This is a genomic window from Bradyrhizobium sp. AZCC 1610 (assembly GCF_036924515.1).
Taxonomy (GTDB): Bacteria; Pseudomonadota; Alphaproteobacteria; order Rhizobiales; family Xanthobacteraceae; genus Bradyrhizobium.
Genome location: NZ_JAZHRR010000001.1, coordinates 7385068 through 7402501 on the forward strand (window position 1 = coordinate 7385068; position 17434 = coordinate 7402501).

At 64.2% G+C, this 17434-nt stretch carries 16 protein-coding genes; 5 read left to right on the forward strand and 11 right to left on the reverse strand.

The annotated features are described in order from the left end of the window. Positions 1-62 precede the first annotated feature (62 nt). From addA to V1279_RS36200, 4 genes are all read right to left on the reverse strand, one after another. On the reverse strand, positions 63-3560 hold the full coding sequence (addA, locus tag V1279_RS36185; RefSeq protein ID WP_334445629.1) for a double-strand break repair helicase AddA: 3498 nt from the start codon (positions 3558-3560) through the stop codon (positions 63-65). Then, entirely contained in the window at positions 3554-6700 is a 3147-nt protein-coding gene (gene addB / locus V1279_RS36190; protein WP_334445630.1) for a double-strand break repair protein AddB, read from the reverse strand. The genes addA and addB overlap by 7 nt, the downstream gene beginning before the upstream one ends. A 286-nt stretch (positions 6701-6986) precedes the next feature. Continuing rightward, positions 6987-7367 carry a hypothetical protein gene (locus tag V1279_RS36195; RefSeq protein WP_334445632.1) on the reverse strand — a complete coding sequence of 127 codons (381 nt, stop codon included), beginning with the start codon at positions 7365-7367 and terminating at the stop codon, positions 6987-6989. 220 nt (positions 7368-7587) lie between these two features. After that, positions 7588-8391, reverse strand: coding sequence for a hypothetical protein (locus V1279_RS36200; protein WP_334445633.1), 804 nt, complete (start codon positions 8389-8391; stop codon positions 7588-7590). 117 nt (positions 8392-8508) lie between these two features. On the opposite strand from V1279_RS36200, the gene V1279_RS36205 reads away from it, so the two are divergent. Further along, positions 8509-9543, forward strand: coding sequence for an aspartate-semialdehyde dehydrogenase (locus tag V1279_RS36205; RefSeq protein ID WP_334445634.1), 1035 nt, complete (start codon positions 8509-8511; stop codon positions 9541-9543). A gap of 49 nt (positions 9544-9592) precedes the next feature. Here V1279_RS36205 and V1279_RS36210 read toward each other — a convergent pair whose 3' ends face one another. Further along, positions 9593-10237, reverse strand: a complete 645-nt coding sequence (locus V1279_RS36210) for a carbonic anhydrase (protein WP_334445637.1) — start codon at positions 10235-10237, stop codon at positions 9593-9595. Between the two features lie 115 nt (positions 10238-10352). Here V1279_RS36210 and V1279_RS36215 point away from each other — a divergent pair, with 115 nt between their 5' ends. After that, positions 10353-11231: an HpcH/HpaI aldolase/citrate lyase family protein gene (locus V1279_RS36215; protein ID WP_334445639.1), complete on the forward strand. Its 879-nt coding sequence runs from the start codon at positions 10353-10355 to the stop codon at positions 11229-11231. 9 nt (positions 11232-11240) lie between these two features. On the opposite strand, the gene V1279_RS36220 is transcribed toward V1279_RS36215, so the two are convergent. The 3 genes from V1279_RS36220 to V1279_RS36230 form a co-directional block, all read right to left on the reverse strand. After that, a complete protein-coding gene (locus V1279_RS36220) occupies positions 11241-12029 on the reverse strand; it encodes a hypothetical protein (protein WP_334445642.1) in 789 nt (262 codons plus the stop codon). Positions 12030-12100: 71 nt separating this feature from the next. After that, entirely contained in the window at positions 12101-12706 is a 606-nt protein-coding gene (leuD, locus tag V1279_RS36225) for a 3-isopropylmalate dehydratase small subunit (protein WP_108520706.1), read from the reverse strand. Positions 12707-12789: 83 nt separating this feature from the next. Beyond that, positions 12790-13188 (reverse strand): metallopeptidase family protein, encoded by a 399-nt coding sequence (locus V1279_RS36230; RefSeq protein WP_334445644.1) that lies wholly within the window; start codon positions 13186-13188, stop codon positions 12790-12792. A gap of 96 nt (positions 13189-13284) precedes the next feature. Between V1279_RS36230 and V1279_RS36235 the strand changes: the two genes are divergently transcribed. The 3 genes from V1279_RS36235 (at position 13285) to V1279_RS36245 (ending at position 14573) form a co-directional block, all read left to right on the forward strand. After that, positions 13285-13623 carry a hypothetical protein gene (locus tag V1279_RS36235; RefSeq protein ID WP_442894861.1) on the forward strand — a complete coding sequence of 113 codons (339 nt, stop codon included), beginning with the start codon at positions 13285-13287 and terminating at the stop codon, positions 13621-13623. A gap of 266 nt (positions 13624-13889) precedes the next feature. After that, positions 13890-14144 carry a hypothetical protein gene (locus V1279_RS36240; RefSeq protein ID WP_334445645.1) on the forward strand — a complete coding sequence of 85 codons (255 nt, stop codon included), beginning with the start codon at positions 13890-13892 and terminating at the stop codon, positions 14142-14144. Positions 14145-14279: 135 nt separating this feature from the next. Further along, positions 14280-14573 (forward strand): hypothetical protein, encoded by a 294-nt coding sequence (locus tag V1279_RS36245; protein WP_334445647.1) that lies wholly within the window; start codon positions 14280-14282, stop codon positions 14571-14573. Between the two features lie 329 nt (positions 14574-14902). Here the strand turns inward: V1279_RS36245 and V1279_RS36250 are convergent, their stop codons facing one another. The 3 genes from V1279_RS36250 to leuC all read right to left on the reverse strand — a co-directional run bounded on the left by V1279_RS36250 (position 14903) and on the right by leuC (position 17231). Beyond that, positions 14903-15301 (reverse strand): hypothetical protein, encoded by a 399-nt coding sequence (locus tag V1279_RS36250; RefSeq protein ID WP_334445648.1) that lies wholly within the window; start codon positions 15299-15301, stop codon positions 14903-14905. 217 nt (positions 15302-15518) lie between these two features. Continuing rightward, entirely contained in the window at positions 15519-15725 is a 207-nt protein-coding gene (locus tag V1279_RS36255; protein WP_334445650.1) for a hypothetical protein, read from the reverse strand. A 99-nt stretch (positions 15726-15824) separates the two neighbouring features. Next, complete coding sequence (gene leuC / locus V1279_RS36260; RefSeq protein ID WP_334445651.1) at positions 15825-17231, reverse strand: 3-isopropylmalate dehydratase large subunit; 1407 nt, start codon at positions 17229-17231, stop codon at positions 15825-15827. Between the last annotated feature and the right edge of the window lie 203 nt (positions 17232-17434).

The window sequence follows — 17434 nt, forward strand, 5'->3', positions numbered from 1 at the left end:
AATCGCGCCCCGGGTATGATATGGCAAACCTATGAACGCGATCCGGCCGGGTCAAGCGCGGGTCACGCCGAGATGATGGATGCCAGCTCGGCCTCCAGCGCGGAGGCTGAAATCTCCATCAATTCAGAGATTTCGGTCCAGAGCAGCGCGGTTCGAACCGCCCGCTGGGGATAAAGCTTGGCCAGCACCGCCCGGTACAGCGCGAGCTGGCGGACATAGCCCCTCGGCGCCTCGTCAGGCCGGCCCGGCGGGGCATGGTTGGTCTTGAAATCGACGATCAGGACCTCGCTGTCGGTGACCACGAGGCGGTCGATCTGCCCGGATACCAGCGCCGGCCGCTCTCCCGACCGCTCCAGCCGTCCGACGATCGAGACTTCGGCCCGGCTGCCGGGGGCGAACACCGGCGCGAACCGCGCATCCGCAATCAGAGCCAGCGTGCTTTCGGCCAGCGCCTGCCGTTCCTCGTCAGTCCAGCCATCGGCATTGCGGGCCAGATAGGCCAGCGCGGCCTCGCGGCGGCGCTCGGCGGCGATATCGGGCAGCGATTGCAGCAGCCGGTGCACCAGCGTGCCGCGCTGCAGGGCGCGGGCGCGCTGTGTCATCGATTCGGCCGTCCGTACCGGATGACGCTCGCTGTCTGCGGGGTCTGAGGGCCGCAACAGGCTCTCCGGGGAGACCTCGGGCTGTGCTGGGGTCAGCAGCCAGGTGGGCAGCACCGTCGGCGCCGGCGGGGGCGGCGCAGCAGCGGGAGCGGCCAACGGCGCGGCCTCCTCGGGGCGCGTATAACGTTTCACCCGGCCTATGGCGGTCTCGATCTCCTGAAGCTGCAAGGTGGAGCCGGCGAGCCCCTTGGTGATCAGATCGTACCAGGACAGCAGCCGGACACTCTTCATGTTGCCGGGCAGGCAGCCGCCGACGATCAGGCGGTCTGCCGCGCGCGTCATCGCGACATAGAGCAGGCGGCGGTATTCATCCTCGGTATCCCCGATCATCGCCGCGCGGGCGGCGACGACGGCCGGGGGATCCTCGGCCTTGCGGCCGGCCCAGACCACCACACCCGGCGCATGCGGACCGGCATTGCCCTGCGGCAGGTTGATGAGTTTTAGCCGTTGCGTATCCGAGGGCGAGGTCGTGGTGTCCACCAGGAACACGACGGAAGCCTCCAGCCCCTTGGCGCCGTGCACGGTCATGACGCGGACCTCGTCGCGCGAAATTTCCATGTCGCGCTTCACCTCGAGGTCAGCCGTGCGCAGCCACGCCATAAAGCCCTGCAACGAAGCGGGCGCCTTGCGTTCGTAATTCAGCGCCAGCTCCAGAAATTCGTCCAGCGCGTCGTTCGCCTCGTGTCCGAGCCGCCGCAGGATTCGCGCGCGGCCGCCGTCGCCGCCGAGCAGCCAGGCATAGAACGCAAACGGCGTCTCGCGGGCAAAACGGCGCTCGCACTGCTCGAGCCGCCACAGCGCATCCCGCAGCCGGCCGTCGGTTGGGGCGCGCTCAGCCAGCGCCGCGCGCAACGATCCCTTGCGCTGCCAGGCGATCTTGAACAGGTCGTCATCGGATAGCCCGAACAGCGGGCTCTTCAGCGCCACCGCGAGTGCCAGATCGTCCTGCGGCAGCAAGAGCGCGTCAGCCAGGTTCATCAGGTCGATGATCGCGATATGCTCGGTCAGCTTGAGACGGTCGGCGCCAGCGACCGGGATCCCGGCGTGCTTTAGCGCCTGGATCACGGCATCGAACGCGTTGCCGCGCCGCCGTACCAGCACCAGCATGTCGCCATAGCGCAGCGGCCGGCGGTCATTCTTGCTGCCGGTCATCACACCGCTGCCGACCAGCGTCTTGATCTCGGCCTGAATGCGCCGGGCAAGCTTCACTTCGGGGCTGGTCGCGGCGACGCCGTCGAACGGCGCACGCCAGCCTTCGATGTCCTGCCGGTCGTCGGTCTCGGCGAGTTCCCAGAGGTCAATCTGGCTGGGCCCTGCGTCGGCCAGCGAGTGATGGATCGGATTGCCGATATCGACCGCGTGAATGCTGCGAAAGATATCCCGCTCGCGAAACACCTGGTCGACCGCGTGAAGGATCGCCGGCCCCGAGCGGAACGAATAGGTAAAGGACACCGGATCGAACTTCAGTCCGGCGCCCTCGAACTTCCGCTGTAACGCCCGGCGCCGCAGATCGAATTCGCGTGGGGCCGCGCCCTGAAACGAAAAGATCGACTGCTTCTCGTCGCCGACCGCAAACACCGTTCGCAGCACGCCATCGCGCGCGCCTGCGCCCGAGGTGAATTCGGAGATGATGTGCGCGACGATGTCCCATTGCCGCGGGCTGGTGTCCTGCGCCTCGTCGATCAGCACATGGTCGACGCCGCGGTCGAGCTTGTAATGCACCCAGCCCGAGGAGACGCGGTCGAGCATCTCCAATGTCTTGTCGATCAGATCGTCATAGTCGAGCAGGCCGCGTTCCTGCTTCTCGCGGCGGTAATTGGCCGCTGCCGCTGTGGCGATATAAAGAAGCGCCTCGGTGCGGTCGCGCGCCACCACCGCGCGGCGGCGTTCGATCAGAGGTGCGAGGCGGAGCGCTTCCTGCTCGAACAGCCGGCCATTGGCCGGGTTGTTGTCAGAGAATTTCTTCGTCACCACCGATTTGCGGGGCGTGCGATCGGCGTCGGTGAGGAATACGCCGAGATACTCATCGACCTGGGCGGCGCCGGTGAACACCAGCGCACCGCGCAGCCGCGCCGCCTGGTCCTGATCGGTCTTGCTTCCGGTATCCAGAACCAGGGCGATGTCCTGCCATTGCGATCGCGGCAGGTTGGGTCCGTCGACGATGTCACGCTCGACATCCTCGATCCGATCGTCGGGGTTTACGCCGAGTGCCGCGGAGATCTGCGCAGCGGCGGCCTGCGCGCTGCCGGCGACGTCCGTCCAGGCCATGAAATGATCGCGGCTGAGGCAGGCCTCGCGCACGACGTCCTTGAAGGTGACGTCGGCGGCACTCGCCATCGCCGTCATCAGCGCGCGCCCGGTGGCGCTTTCGGGGTTGCGCGACGCCTCGAGGAAAACCCCGAGATTGGCGCGCTCCATCATCTCGTTCTGGTCGCGGTCGTCGAGCACGGCAAACCGCGCCGGCACATTGGCCTCGAACGGGAATTGCTGCAGCAGCCGCGTGCACAGCGCGTGGATGGTCTGCACCTTCAGCCCGCCCGGTGTTTCCAGCGCGCAGGCGAACAGTTTGCGTGCCGATTTGCGCAGCCGTGCGTTGGGATGCGGAATGCCGGCCTCGCGGATCGCCGAATCCAGGGCATCGTCGTCGAGCGTCACCCAATGGCCGAGGGTGGTGAACACCCGCTCCGCCATGTTGGCGGCGGCTGCCTTGGTGAAGGTGATGCAGAGGATCTTTTCCGGCGCCACGCCGTCGAGCAGCAGCCGGATCACCCGCTGCACCAGCACATGGGTCTTGCCCGAGCCTGCGTTCGCCGAGACAAAGGCGGAAGCCGCCGGATCGGACGCGCGCGCCTGCGTCGCGCGAACGGCATCGGGAATGATGCGGGCAGCCTTCACCATTCCTCGATCCCCAGGCCGCCGGCCGCCGACCATTCCTTGATGCGCGCGAGATCGTCATAGGCGCCGTAGCGGTTCGACCACATCGACAGGTTCAGCGAAGTGTAGGCCGTCTCCTCGTTCTCGAATTTGCGGATCAGCGCTTCAAGCTGCTCGCGGGCGTAATCGGCCGCCTCGTCCGGCGGTTGCGGTGTATCGTTGTTCCTGATCTTCAGCTCCAGCGACCGCTGCTCGCCGGGCGGATTGTTGCCGCTGAGCCTGACATAGACGAGTTCGCCGACGGATGAACCGGCGTGGATATTCTCAAAGCCGCCCTCGCGCAGGATCGCGGCCTCCAGCGTCAGTTGCGGCGACAGGCCCATGCGTACCTGCTTGCCGGTCGGCGGCTGGCCGGTCTTGTAATCGAGGATCGCAAAGCTGCCGTCATGGCGCTGCTCGATCCGGTCGGCGCGCGCCGACAGCGTAAAGATGCGTTCGTTGCCGAGTGGAATCTTGATCTCGCCCCTGATCTCGGCGGCAATCTTCTCGATCTCGTCGCGCCGTGCCAGCTCCCAATCGGCAAACCAGGCGGCGATGCGCTGAAACCTCGGCCACCACAGCGCCCTTGCCTCGGGACGCTCCATCAGCGGCGCGAAATATTTTTCACCGATGCCGCGCAGCACCAGCGCTGGCTGTGGGGGAAGGGCGTCGGCGAATTTCTGCGTGAATTCGCCGAGCGCGTCATGGATCGCCGAGCCGCGGTCGGCCGCCGACAGCGGCATGTCGACGGGATCGAGCGGATCGAGCCGCAGAATATATTTCGCGTAGATCGTATAGGGATCGCGCAGCCAGTCCTCGATCGCCGTGACCGACAGTTTGAGCGGCCGCGTCGCGACCGGCGGCCTCGGCGTGGGCTGCTCGATCGGCTCGACCGCGTCGGGCTGGTCCAGTTCGGCGGCGAAGCGGACGTAATTTTCACCAGTACTTTTGGCCGCGTCCCAGCGCGCTTGGCCGGCGACCGCCTCCAAGCGGTGCAGAAAGCGCGAGGCGACAGCGGGCGCGCCGCCGGCCTTGGCCGAATGGGTTAGGATCACGTCGTCCGTTCCCAATAGTTGCGCGAAATCGTGCGCGGAAAGACCGATGCGCCGCTCCGGTAGATCGAGGCCGAGTTCATGACGCATCGGCCGGCTCAGCCAGGGATCGACCCGCGGCACCGGCGGCCATACGCCTTCGACCAGCCCGCCAAGAATGACGCGATCGGATTCGGTCAACCGCGCTTCGAGTTGGCCGTAGATGTGTAAGTGAGCAGTTGCCGATTCCGGCCGCCGCACCATGCGGTCGGCATAGGCGGTCTGGAACACATCGGGGTAATCGCCGAGCTGGACCATCAGGCCGCTCGGCTTTTGCTCGGCGAGCAGTTCGTCGAACGCCGCTGACAATGCAGCGCCTTGCGCTTCCTCGAAAACGACGGCAACGCCGTTTTGATCCGACGACAGCGCGATCAGCGTTTCGCGATGGCGCTGCGCCAGTTCGGCGAAATCGAACGGTTTTGACGAGCCCATCACTTCAAGTGGCGACAGCGCCTTCTGCAACGCCCCGATCAGCGATTGGGCCTGGTCGAGCTCGTTATCCCTTAATTTCGCGCGCGGCTCGGAGGCGTGCAGCGAGGATGTCTCATGGCTCCGGAGCTTCCTGAGTTCGACGCGGAAACGATCGAAGTCGCGCGCTAATCCGGCTGTTCCTGCTTGCGGCCGGGTGCCGCGCAATAGCGCCAGTTCGAGGATCTCGATGGCGTGCCTGAACGCGCCGGATGCGCCGCCGAGCCGAAACAGCGGATGCTTCAGCAGCGCGAGCAAGGTCGGTGGCTCCAACCCCTTGCTGGCTGCTTCCGCGGCGAGGCGGGCGAAAATGCCGCCTGGCGTATCCATCAGCGCGTCGCCGCCGGAATCGTCGAATTCGAGATTCCAGCGTGTCAGCGCCGCCATCACCCGCCGCGCCAGCGCGCGATCCGGCGTTACCAGCGCCGCCGATTTGTTCAGGTGCCGCGCTTCGCGCATCGCCACCGCGATCGCCAGCGCCTCCATCTCCGAGTTAGGCGCCTCGACAACGGCAAGCTTCGTCATGCCGCCTGCAATCCTTAGCGAGACTTCCGGCTGGACCAGACGGTCGTGCCATTGTTCGGTCGCGCTCGACGGCCGCATCGTCTCGGACACCAGCACGTCGCGTCCCTGCGGTGCAGGCGTCCCCAGAATTTCGACATCGCCGCGTTTGATGCCGAAGCGATTCAGCAGCCCGTGCATTGCGAATTGCGGATGGTTCGAGGAGGGCTGCGTGGTGAATTTGCCCTGCGCGTCCCTGACGCCGCCGATGGTCTGCCAGGCTTCCTCGTCGAGGTCGGTGTCGAGCCCCGGCAGCACCACCGCGCCCAGCTTCAGGCCGGCCACGGCATGGAGGAATTTCGCAGTCGCCGGCATCGAACCGGTCGAACCGGTTGCTACCACCGGTCCCTCATGATGCGCGGTCAGGCGCGCGGCTTCCGCGTCGATCAGGCGGTCGCGCCGTTCGGCGGGTTCGATCCTGCCGATTTCCTTCAGATGCTCCGGCCAGGCTTTTCGCGCGATGCGCAGGAAATCCAGCGAGTGCTGCCAATATTTGTCGAACTGGTCGGGCACCAGTTTGTCCAGCGCTTCCCAGGCGACGCCGCGCGTCACCATGTCGTCCATCAGCCGCGCCAGATCGCCGGCCAGCGCCAGTGTCGAGGCCGGGCCACCGACCACGAGCGGCGCCGACACCGGGCTTTTCGCCCAAGCTGCAACCAGATGCGCCAGCGTCAGCCGGCGCTCCAGTTCGCCGAGCCTCGGCGGAATGTCGAGCGGCGCCACGCCGCTGAATTGTTCGGAGCCTTCCGAAAACGCCAGCTCGTCCTCGTCGATGTCGCCAAGCGCCACGATGCGCGGCAGGATCGCGGCATCCGTCTTCAATTCATCGAGAAAGATTTCCCGCGCCAGCCGCCCGGCGCGCCGGGTCGGCAGATAGAGCGTCGCCGTTGCGAGATTGAGAGGATCCCTGCGCGCCTCGAATCCCTCGACCAGCCGGCCGTCGACCAGCGCCGCGATGACGGTGCGCAGGAACGGCACGGAGACGGGAACGCTGAAAACGTGCATGGGTTTCCTGATTCGAGGTCAGGCGCAATATAGGGAGGTAATAAGGGAAGGTCATGGGCGAGAGCGAGGATGCCCACCTCTCCGTCGTCCCGGCTAAGCTGCGTAGGTTGAGCAAACGTCGTCCATGAAACGGTGCGCCTGCGCGAGGCGCAGATCGGCCGGCGTTGCGAAGTCCTGTGCAGCGCACCCATCGAATATGCTTCGCTTGGCGACTACTCCTATCTCGCCATCACAAAACAAAAATGCCCGGTCTTGACCGGGCATTTTCTTGTCTGGCGAGCGCTGCTCAATACAGCGGGAACTGGGTCGGCTGGCCGCCCAAATCTGACGGCGGGTTGAGCGGCTGGCGGTCGATCGGCCGGTTCAGGTTTTCGCGCGCGAACGTTGGGTACCCGTACGGCGATGGAAACGCGTAGTCCTGGAACTTGCGATCGCCCGGCAGCACTTCCGTGCCGGCATCGAGCCACGAGCGCGTGGTGACGTAAACGCGGGTGCGCGGACCCTGCTGGTATGAGCGGTTGGGACCGTTCGTCCCGTAATAGGGGCGGCCGTCCCGGTCGTATTGCTGCCTGGACTGAGCGCTGGCGGAGGTTGTACCGGCAGCGACGAGGGCGGCCGCAGCAAGCAACATCGCGAGCTTGCTCGCAGCGGGGAATTTTCGGGTCATTGCATCCTCGTCATTGTCCGCCCTTGCGGGGGCTGGCCGATCGCCAAATCTGATTGCCGGCATTGTAGCCATGGTGGGACCCTCGTCGCTAGGTCAATTGCGCCACACCGTGCTGCAATAATGCCGTGCGAAGCGAAAAAGTTTCATGAAAACCAGTGTCTTGGCCGGTTGTTGCCACAATTACGTAGGCCAGCGAAAAATCAGCCCGGTAAAACCGGAGTCACAACGCGCCGCGCAGGCGCGGGTTATCGGCACCCGTCACCCAATCCGCTGACAAGACCGGCGCGCCCGATGTCGCGCAATCGCTGCGCCTGACTTCGGCATGGGCGAACAATTCCGTCAGTTTTGTATCGCTTCCGGCCGTCAGCAGGATCAGCCGGTTCAGCACGCAGCCGATCGCCGTGCGGCGGGCCGGCAAATCCTCGCCCAGGCATGACCAGCCGGAGAGACGGAATTTCGGCTCGTCGACGTGCTTGAAAAATCGGAGGCAGGAGCGGGCGGCCTCGGTGCCGCCGACCCGGCGAAACAGGGTCACGGCGCCGAACTTGCTGTCGATGATGCCTGCCGCCTCCAACTCGCGCGGGCCTGCCGGGTCCATCCTTGCGGCAAGGTAGCCGGCCGCCGAGCCGACCTGATCGATTTCTTCACCTGGACGATAGATTTCGAGTTCGGCGACCGGCGTGCCGCCGATGCCGCTCCAGCGGAACACGTCCTTGCGACCGCCCTCCGGATGCCGAAAAACCTCGTAAGTCTCTGTCTTACCTGGAAAAATGAGCTGGCCTACCGCGAGCGCGGGCGTGATGCGTCCGGCCTGGCTCCAGGTTTTGGGCGACGTCTCCATCGCCGTAACATCGGGTAAATGCTGCCATAGCGCGATACCGCAAACGGCCATCAGCGCCAGCGTCATCAGATAGGCGCAGAGCCGTGCCAGCGTGCCGCAGACCTCGTCCACGAAGCTTGCCAGTACTGGCCGGATGCTCAGCGTATAGTAGGAATTGGCCGAACCGGCCGGAAACGAATGCATCAAACGCCCAAACACAGCCGTCAAACGTTGTCATATCGGCGTTTCTCGCATAGAAGCGCTGCCTTCTCCCTTTCCGCTTGACGCGGCAGGGCGGCATTTTTCCTCGGAGAGTGAACGATGGGTTACAAAGTCGCTGTCGTCGGTGCGACCGGCAATGTCGGGCGCGAAATGCTCAACATTCTCGACGAGCGCAAATTCCCCGCCGACGAGGTCGTGGTGCTGGCCTCGCGCCGCAGCGTCGGCGTCGAAGTGTCCTATGGCGACCGCACCCTGAAGGTCAAAGCGCTCGAGCACTACGACTTCTCCGATGTCGATATCTGCCTGATGTCGGCCGGCGGCGCGGTGTCGAAGGAATGGTCGCCGAAGATCGGCGCCGCCGGGGCGGTTGTGATCGACAATTCGTCGGCCTGGCGGATGGACCCGGACGTGCCGCTGATCGTGCCGGAAGTGAACGCGGACGCGGTCGGTGGTTTCGCGAAGAAGAACATCATCGCCAATCCGAACTGCTCGACCGCGCAGCTCGTGGTGGCGCTGAAGCCGCTGCATGACAAGGCGACCATCAAGCGCGTCGTGGTCGCAACCTATCAATCGGTCTCGGGCGCCGGCAAGGATGCGATGGACGAACTGTTTTCGCAGACCAAGGCCGTCTACACCAACAGCGAGCTCATCAACAAGAAATTCCCGAAGCGTATCGCCTTCAACGTCATCCCCGAGATCGACGTGTTCATGGAGGACGGCTACACCAAGGAAGAGTGGAAGATGATGATGGAGACCAAGAAGATTCTTGATCCCAAAATCAGGCTGACCGCGACCTGCGTGCGGGTGCCGGTGTTCGTCGGCCACTCCGAGGCGGTCAACATCGAATTCGAGAATCCGATCACCGCCGATGAAGCGCGCAACATCCTGCGCAACGCGCCGGGTTGCCTCGTCATCGACAAGCATGAGCCCGGCGGCTACGTCACGCCGTATGAGGCGGCAGGCGAAGACGCGACCTATATCAGCCGCATCCGCGAGGACAACACCGTCGAGAACGGCCTGTCGCTGTGGTGCGTGTCGGACAATCTGCGCAAAGGCGCTGCGCTGAATGCGATCCAGATCGCCGAATGCCTGATCAACCGCAAGCTGATCAGCGCGAAGAAGAAGGCGGCGTAAGCTTGGCGAATAGGGAGTAGCGAATAGCGAGTGGATTCATTCTTATTCGCTATTCGCCACCCGTCACGCTGCGGAATTCCTTCGCTTCCGGGTCGAGCACGAACAGCGAGCCTTCGGCGACGCCGAAATAGGCGCCGTGCAATTCCATCTCGCCGCGCTCGACGCGGCTGCGCACGAACGGAAACGTCATCAGGTTTTCGAGGCTGCGGAATACCGCGGCCTTCTCGATCCGCGTAGTGAAATCCTGCCGGGTCTCGTGCTCGCGCTGGCCGACCTTTTCGCCCGGCTTGATGAACATCGCCATCCAGCGGCCGATGAAGTCGCCCGGCGACAGCGGGTCGATATCGTCGATGAAGGCGCGGATGCCGCCGCATTGCGCGTGGCCGAGCACCACGATGTGCTTTATGCGCAGCACCTGCACCGCGTATTCCAGTGCCGCGGAGACACCATGAGCGCCGCCGTCCGGCTGGAAAACCGGCACCAGATTGGCGACGTTGCGCACCACGAAAAGTTCACCGGGGCCGGCGTCGAAAATCACTTCCGGCGAGACGCGCGAATCGCAGCAGCCGATCACCATCACAGCCGGCGACTGGCCGCGCTCGGACAGTTCCCGGTAGCGCGTCTGTTCGGTCGGCAGCCGCTGCGAGGTAAAGGCCCGGTAGCCGTCGAGCAGATGTTGCGGGAATGGAGCCATGGTGTCCTGTTTGTATCGGGCATGGCTAACCATAAGCCGATGACGGGAACAAGGCTTTCGGACCCCGGTTTGAAATGTTAGGGCGTTGGGTTCAAGCCTCCAGAGGAACCAGCCCATGATCCGACCGCGCCGCAGCCTGTTGTTCATGCCGGGATCGAACGCGCGGGCGCTGGAAAAGGCGCGCAACCTGCCCGCCGACGGCATCATTCTCGACCTCGAGGATTCGGTGGCGCCGGACGCCAAGGCGATGGCGCGCGACCAGATCGCCAAGGCGATTGCGGCCGGCGGGTTTGGCAAGCGCGAGGTGCTGATCCGCGTCAACAGCCTTGATACGCCCTGGTGGGTCGACGACGTCACCATGGCCGGCAAGGCGCGGCCCGACGGTATCCTGGTTCCCAAGATTTCAACCGTGGCCGATCTCAACGCCATCGCGAACCGCCTGAGCGACATCAACGCCGACATGTCCATCCGGGTCTGGGCGATGATCGAAACCGCACGCGCGGTGCTCGATGCCGACAAGCTCGCGGCGGCATCGAGGGATTCCGAAACCCGGCTCGCGGGATTCGTGTTCGGACCCAATGATATCTCGCGGGAGACGCGGATCCGCATGCAGCCGGGCCGCGCGGCGATGATCCCGATGATTACGCATTGCATCCTGGCGACGCGCGCGCACGGGCTGGAAATTCTCGACGGCCCCTACAGCGACATCAGCAATATCGACGGCTTTGCGACCGAATGCGCGCAGGGCCGCGATCTCGGCTTCGACGGCAAGACGCTGATCCATCCGAGCCATATCGAGGCCTGCAACGCGATCTTCACGCCGCCGGCCGAGGAGGTCGAGCAGGCGCGCAAGATCATCGCAGCTTTCGAGAAGCCGGAAAACGCCTCCCGCGGCGCCATCCAGCTCGACGGGCGGATGGTGGAGCGGCTGCACGCCGACATGGCCAAGCGCACCATCGCGATTGCAGACGCGATCGCGGCGATGGGGCACTAGTATCCATGGCTACTTGCCGAACTTCTCCGCCGCCCAGGCGTAAAGGCTGCCTGGAATTGGGGCCTGGCTGCCGCGGCCCTTTGGCGAGATGTGAAGGCCGATGATTTCGGGATCGGCGAGCAGGCCTGAAAAATCCGTCGGCTCGAAGAACAGTTTCGGCTCGGCATGGACAGCGTAGAAGGATTGCTTCGACAGCGCATGCTGCAATTCATCCGAGCGGCGCGCGAGCGCGGTCAGCGCGGCCGGGCCGTAGATTGCGACGCGGATGTCGGAGAGACGGCTCGATCGGCGTCGAAACTGGCGCAGCATGAAGGTGAGGCGATGACGCAGCGCCAGCCAGTCCGGCGTCAGATCCTCCTGCTCCATCAGCTCCTCGAACGCCCGCACGATTGGATCATTCGCAGGCAGGTACAAGACCGAGTTGCCGAGCTGGCGCCGGCGCTCCCACGCGAAGTAAGGCTTTGCCGGATCGATCTCGATCGGCTTCAGCAACAGCACGTCGGCGTCGAGCCACAATCCGGCGCGCTCGGTCATCAGCCGCATGCGGAAAAAATCGCTGAATTGCAGGATGGTCCAGTCGCGCCAGCTTCCATCCGGCTCGGGCGGGCGCAGCCGTTCGGAAAAGGAATGCGGCAGGATCGCTTCCGCCTCGGCGTTACTGACGCCATCGGGCAGGCCGGGAAGCGGCTCGAAACTATAGACCGTCACCTTGTGGCCGGCGGCGACCTGCGACCGCAAGCAGGTCAGCCGCAGCCCGTCGAGCGGGCCGTGCCAGAAGGTGACGACGTCAGGCCGCATCCGCGTCGCCTCCGCTTAACGAAAAAGCCCCGATGGGATCGGGGCTCTCGTAACACGATCAGGTAACACGATCACGCCCAGGCGCGCTCTTTCTTCAGCTTCGCCTCGTAATCGTCGATCGACGATTTCTTCTCCATGGTCAGGCCGATGTCGTCGAGGCCGTTCATCAGGCAATGCTTGCGGAACGGATCGATCTCGAACTTCACCTTGCCGCCGTCGGGGCCGCGGATCTCCTGGTTGGCGAGATCGATGGTCAGCGTGGCGTTGGCGCCGCGCTCGGCGTCGTCGAACAGCTTGTCGAGGTCGTCCTGGGTGACGCGGATCGGCAGGATGCCGTTCTTGAAGCAGTTGTTATAGAAGATGTCGCCGAACGAGGTCGAGATCACGCAGCGGATGCCGAAATCCAACAGCGCCCACGGCGCGTGCTCGCGGCTGGAACCGCAGCCGAAATTGTCGCCGGCGACCAGCACCTTGGCGTTGCGATAGGCCGGCTGGTTGAGCACGAAGTCCGGGTTCTCGCTGCCGTCATCCTTGTAGCGCTGCTCCGAGAACAGGCCCTTGCCGAGGCCGGTGCGCTTGATGGTCTTCAAATACTGCTTCGGGATGATCATGTCGGTGTCGACATTGATGATCTTCAGGGGCGCCGCGACGCCTTCCAGTGTGGTGAACTTTTCCATCGATCGCACTTCCCGGTTGAAGGGGGACAAGGCCGCTGATTTATCGCGAATATGGCCCCGGCAAAAGGCCAATTTGCACAATCCTATCCTGCGGAAGCCTCGATCGCCTCCATATCGGCGTCCGACAGCCCGAAATGGTGCCCGATCTCGTGGATCAGGACGTGGCGGACGATATGGCCCAGCGTTTCCTCATGTTCGGCCCAGTAATCGAGGATCGGCCGCCGGTAGAGCCAGATCATGTTGGGCAGGCGGGCGACATCGTTGTTGCTCTGGTGCGGCAGGCCTATGCCCTGGAACAGGCCGAGCAGGTCGAACTCGGTTTGCGCCTGCATCTCGTCCAGGACCTCGTCGGTCGGAAAGTCCTCGACGCGGATGATCACGCCCTGGCACAGGGTTCGAAACGTCTTTGGCAGGCGCTCGAACACCTCATGCGCCATGGCTTCCATTTCGGCGAGCGAGGGGGCTTTTGCTTCGGTCCACATCAGGACGTATTTAGCGTGTGTTGTGCCCGGGTGCATACAGGTTTTGCGGAGTTGACCTCGGCGCGCCAATCGGGGACCGTACGGGGGATATCAGGCGTGGGTGGACTTAAGATGAAGCGGATTGTGACGGTCGCGATTTGGGCGGCTTTTGCCGGGCTCCTGCTTCCCGGGGCGATGGCGCAGGCAGAGACGGCATCGCCGAAGTTGCAGGTCGCGACGGCGCCGAAGGCGGTCATCACGGATATGTCCGCACAGCAGCGGCGGCCGCTGCGGCGCGTGCCGATCTATCGGCAGGAATGGGCGCCTGACGTCTACCCGCGCTACAACCCCGGCCCCAACGCCGTGCGCGATTGCACCGCCCATTACGTGCAGGAGTACCGGCCGAGCGGCACGGTGATCACCCCGCGCATGAACTGCTACTGGCGGCCGGGCTAAATCTTCCCGCTTTATTGTTCAACGCATTTCTTGCCGCGAACCGCGCCAGCTTCGCGGGGCATGCGCCGCTGAAATCATGATGGCAGTCTGCGCCGAGTTTGCGCGCGCGACGAATGACGGCCTTCATTCGTTCATGTCCGTGGCGCAGTCATTCACACCCTATTCAAGTCGCCTACGTCAGTCTGTGAACAACGTCGCGGCGATGCGGCTTACTCGATCGAGCCATTCGGCGCAGGCGTGATCCCGGCGACCCAAGGAGACCACATATGCAGGTGACGAAAATTCTAGGGCTTGCGGCCGTTGGCGCATTGCTCGCGCTCACAGCCCCGGCCGAGCGTGCGAATGCGCTATCGCTCAGCAATCCCGGCTCCGCCACGGCGGTTCAGGAAGATACCAAGCCAGCGACGACGGAAGTGCACTGGCGACACCACCGCCATCATTACCACCACCATCATCGTTGGCACCGCTGGCATCACCACCACCATCGCCACCATCATCATCGTCACTGGCACCGCTGGTAAGTGCTGCGACAGCTTGGCGCAGCTATCAAACAGGCCCGCTTCATTGCGGGCCTGTTTCGATTCGAAAGGTTGCCTTGAATCTGGCGAGATTTCTGCCCGTTATTCCTGACATCGGGATCAACGAGAGGAGTCGTCATGAAGAGTTTGATCACGGCAGCCCTTGTCGCAAGCGCGCTCGTGGTTGCCGGACTGGCCGCGATCAGTCCGGTCGCCGCGGCGTCGCAGGCGAATGCGCAGCGTGCCGGCACATCCGACGCCACCGATTTCAGCGCGCACCGCTATGTCAGGCGCTACTATCGTCACTCCGGTTATTATCGTCCGTATTACCGTCCCTATTATTATGGACGCCCTGTCTCCTATCGGCCGTATCCCTATTCCGCACCGGCGCCGTTCACCTTCGGCATCGGGTTTGGGCCGCTCTGGTGGTGAGCGTGCACAAATCTGTCAGCCGCAAAAATCTCTTCAGCGCTCCTTTCCTGCGCATTCATCTTTTAGGTCGGCGCATTCATGGCGCGTTCACGTGCCTGTCTCTAACGTCACGTTGGGAGCGATCGCAAAGAAACGCGACGGGGACCAGCCGCAGAGCGGTTGAGGGCGCGCCGTCGCCGGTTAGGGAGGATTCATCCATGTCGATATCGGATCCCGGACGCGGCCTGATCCGCGGTCTGGGCGTTACGGCTGCGGCGGTATTCGCGCTCGCAGCGGCATCTCATCACCGCGCCGAGGCACTCTCGCTAGCGAGTCCAGCTACGGCGCCGTCAGCAAAATACGCAACCGACGGTCTGACGACCGAGGTTCAACATCGCGGAGCGCCTGGCGGTGGGATGGGCGGCGGCGGTTTCCGCGGCGGTGGCGGCGGTGGTTTCGGCGGCGGTGGTGGTTTCCGCGGTGGTGGCGGCGGTGGTTTCGGCGGCGGCGGGCTCCATGGTGGCGGCTTCCGCGGCGGCGGGGCGGCATTTCATGGCGGCGGCTTCCGTGGTGGCGGCGCGGCCTTTCACGGCGGTGGGTTCAGAGGCGGTGGGATGGCGATCCACCGTGGCGGTTTTCGTGGGGGGCCCGCCTTTCATGGCGGCGGACACCGCTTCGTACATCGTCACGCGTTCTACCGGCCGCACTTCCATCATCGGCCGCACTTCCACCACCGGCGTCACTTCCACAGCCGCTTCTACTACGCGCCGGCCTACTACACATACCCGGCCTACTATTATCCGCGCCGATGCCGGATCATCTTGACCTACTACGGACCGCGCAAGATCTGCCGTCCGTGGTGGCGCCACCGCTATTATGCATACCGGTATTGGTAAGATCAGGCTGAAACGAAACAGGCGCCCGGTTCGGCGCCTGTTTTTTCGAGCGTGAAAGAATCCGGCCGGCTCACCAATCCTTGCCTTCCCAAGGCTTGATCTTCCAAGGGGTCAGCTTCGCCAGCCGCCACTGCGCCCAATGTTCCGGCGGCCAGTGACTGAGGCGCGAGGTTTCCTTGGCGACAGGCTGAAGGTCGACGATGCGCGGCGCCATGCGCCGCCGCACCTGCCGCGTCGCCTCGCTGATCATATCGACAAATTCAGGCTTGTCCGCCACGGCAGGCTCCCTCGCGAAGGTCTTCGCAAGGGATCACTCTGCGCTTTGCCTGTTAACGCGGCGTTTCCGGAACGCCTCGCTATCTAGACAAAGGGAACGTTAACGCCACTCCCTGATGTCGACAAAATGCCCGGCGATGGCCGCCGCCGCCGCCATGGCGGGCGACACCAGATGGGTGCGGCCCTTGAAGCCCTGGCGGCCCTCGAAATTGCGGTTCGAGGTCGAAGCGCAGCGCTCTTCCGGCGACAGCTTGTCGGGGTTCATGGCCAGGCACATCGAGCAGCCCGGCTCGCGCCATTCGAAGCCGGCCTTGATGAAGATCTTGTCGAGACCTTCGGCTTCGGCCTGTTCCTTCACGATGCCCGAGCCCGGCACGATCATCGCGTTGACGTGGGCGTTGACGGTCTTGCCCTCGGCGACTTTCGCGGCGGCGCGCAGATCCTCGATGCGGCCGTTGGTGCAGGAGCCGATGAAGACTCGGTCGAGCTTGATGTCGGTGATCTTCGTTCCCGCTGAAAGCCCCATATACTTCAGCGCGCGGTGCTTCGACAGCCGCTTGGCCTCGTCCGCGATCTGGTCGGGATCCGGCACGAAGCCCGAGATCGACACCACGTCCTCGGGCGAGGTGCCCCAGGTGACGATCGGCGGCAGTTTTGCTGCGTCCAGCCGGATCTCGTGGTCGAAATGCGCACCTTCGTCCGAGCGCAGCTTTTCCCAATAGCGCATCGCGGCGTCCCAGTCGGCGCCCTTCGGCGATTTCGGGCGTCCTTTGAGGAACTCGAACGCTTTTTCGTCCGGCGCGATCAGGCCGGCGCGGGCACCGCCTTCGATCGACATGTTGCAGACCGTCATGCGGCCTTCCATCGACAGCGCGCGTATGGCGTCGCCGGCATATTCCAGCACATAGCCGGTGCCGCCGGCGGTGCCGATCTCGCCGATGATCGCCAGGATGATGTCCTTGCCGGTGACGCCGTCCGGCAATTTGCCGTCGACCACCGCGCGCATGTTCTTGGCCTTCTTCTGGATCAGTGTCTGCGTCGCCAGCACGTGCTCGACCTCGGATGTGCCGATGCCGTGCGCCAGCGCCCCGAACGCGCCATGGGTGGAGGTGTGGCTGTCACCGCAGACGATGGTGGTGCCGGGCAGCGTAAAGCCCTGCTCCGGGCCGATCACGTGGACGATGCCCTGGCGCTTGTCGTATTCGTTGAAATATTCGACGCCGAATTCCTTGGCGTTCTCAGCCAGCGCCTTGATCTGCTCGGTGCTTTCGGGATCGGGATTGGGCTTGCTGCGATCGGTCGTCGGCACGTTGTGATCGACCACGGCCAGCGTCTTCTCCGGCGCGCGCACCCTGCGGCCCGTGGCGCGCAGGCCTTCGAACGCCTGCGGCGAGGTCACCTCGTGCACCAGATGGCGATCGATATAGAGCAGGCAGGTGCCGTCATCGGCTTCGTGCACCAGATGATCGTTCCAGATTTTGTCGTACAGCGTGGTCGGTTTGGACATGAGCGCAAGCTCCAAAATGAAATTCCGTGTGAGCGGTCAAGCGCGGATACGCGCAAGCAACGGACGTCGACGCAGCATCAAGCTGCGCGCGTAAGCTCAGACGTCGCCGACGTCGCGAACCGTCCGAAGAACCGACCGGGCAGCCGCGAGCGGTCGTCGATGACGACGAGCCGGGCGGTGCCGAAGGCGGCGCTGGTGCGATC

Coding starts and splice junctions, on each gene's coding strand:
- addA (WP_334445629.1), bottom strand. CDS start 3,560: ATGGTGAAGGCTGCCCGCATCATTCCCGATGCCGTTCGCGCGACGCAG.
- addB (WP_334445630.1), bottom strand. CDS start 6,700: ATGCACGTTTTCAGCGTTCCCGTCTCCGTGCCGTTCCTGCGCACCGTC.
- V1279_RS36195 (WP_334445632.1), bottom strand. CDS start 7,367: ATGACCCGAAAATTCCCCGCTGCGAGCAAGCTCGCGATGTTGCTTGCT.
- V1279_RS36200 (WP_334445633.1), bottom strand. CDS start 8,391: ATGCATTCGTTTCCGGCCGGTTCGGCCAATTCCTACTATACGCTGAGC.
- V1279_RS36205 (WP_334445634.1), top strand. CDS start 8,509: ATGGGTTACAAAGTCGCTGTCGTCGGTGCGACCGGCAATGTCGGGCGC.
- V1279_RS36210 (WP_334445637.1), bottom strand. CDS start 10,237: ATGGCTCCATTCCCGCAACATCTGCTCGACGGCTACCGGGCCTTTACC.
- V1279_RS36215 (WP_334445639.1), top strand. CDS start 10,353: ATGATCCGACCGCGCCGCAGCCTGTTGTTCATGCCGGGATCGAACGCG.
- V1279_RS36220 (WP_334445642.1), bottom strand. CDS start 12,029: ATGCGGCCTGACGTCGTCACCTTCTGGCACGGCCCGCTCGACGGGCTG.
- leuD (WP_108520706.1), bottom strand. CDS start 12,706: ATGGAAAAGTTCACCACACTGGAAGGCGTCGCGGCGCCCCTGAAGATC.
- V1279_RS36230 (WP_334445644.1), bottom strand. CDS start 13,188: ATGTGGACCGAAGCAAAAGCCCCCTCGCTCGCCGAAATGGAAGCCATG.
- V1279_RS36240 (WP_334445645.1), top strand. CDS start 13,890: ATGCAGGTGACGAAAATTCTAGGGCTTGCGGCCGTTGGCGCATTGCTC.
- V1279_RS36245 (WP_334445647.1), top strand. CDS start 14,280: ATGAAGAGTTTGATCACGGCAGCCCTTGTCGCAAGCGCGCTCGTGGTT.
- leuC (WP_334445651.1), bottom strand. CDS start 17,231: ATGTCCAAACCGACCACGCTGTACGACAAAATCTGGAACGATCATCTG.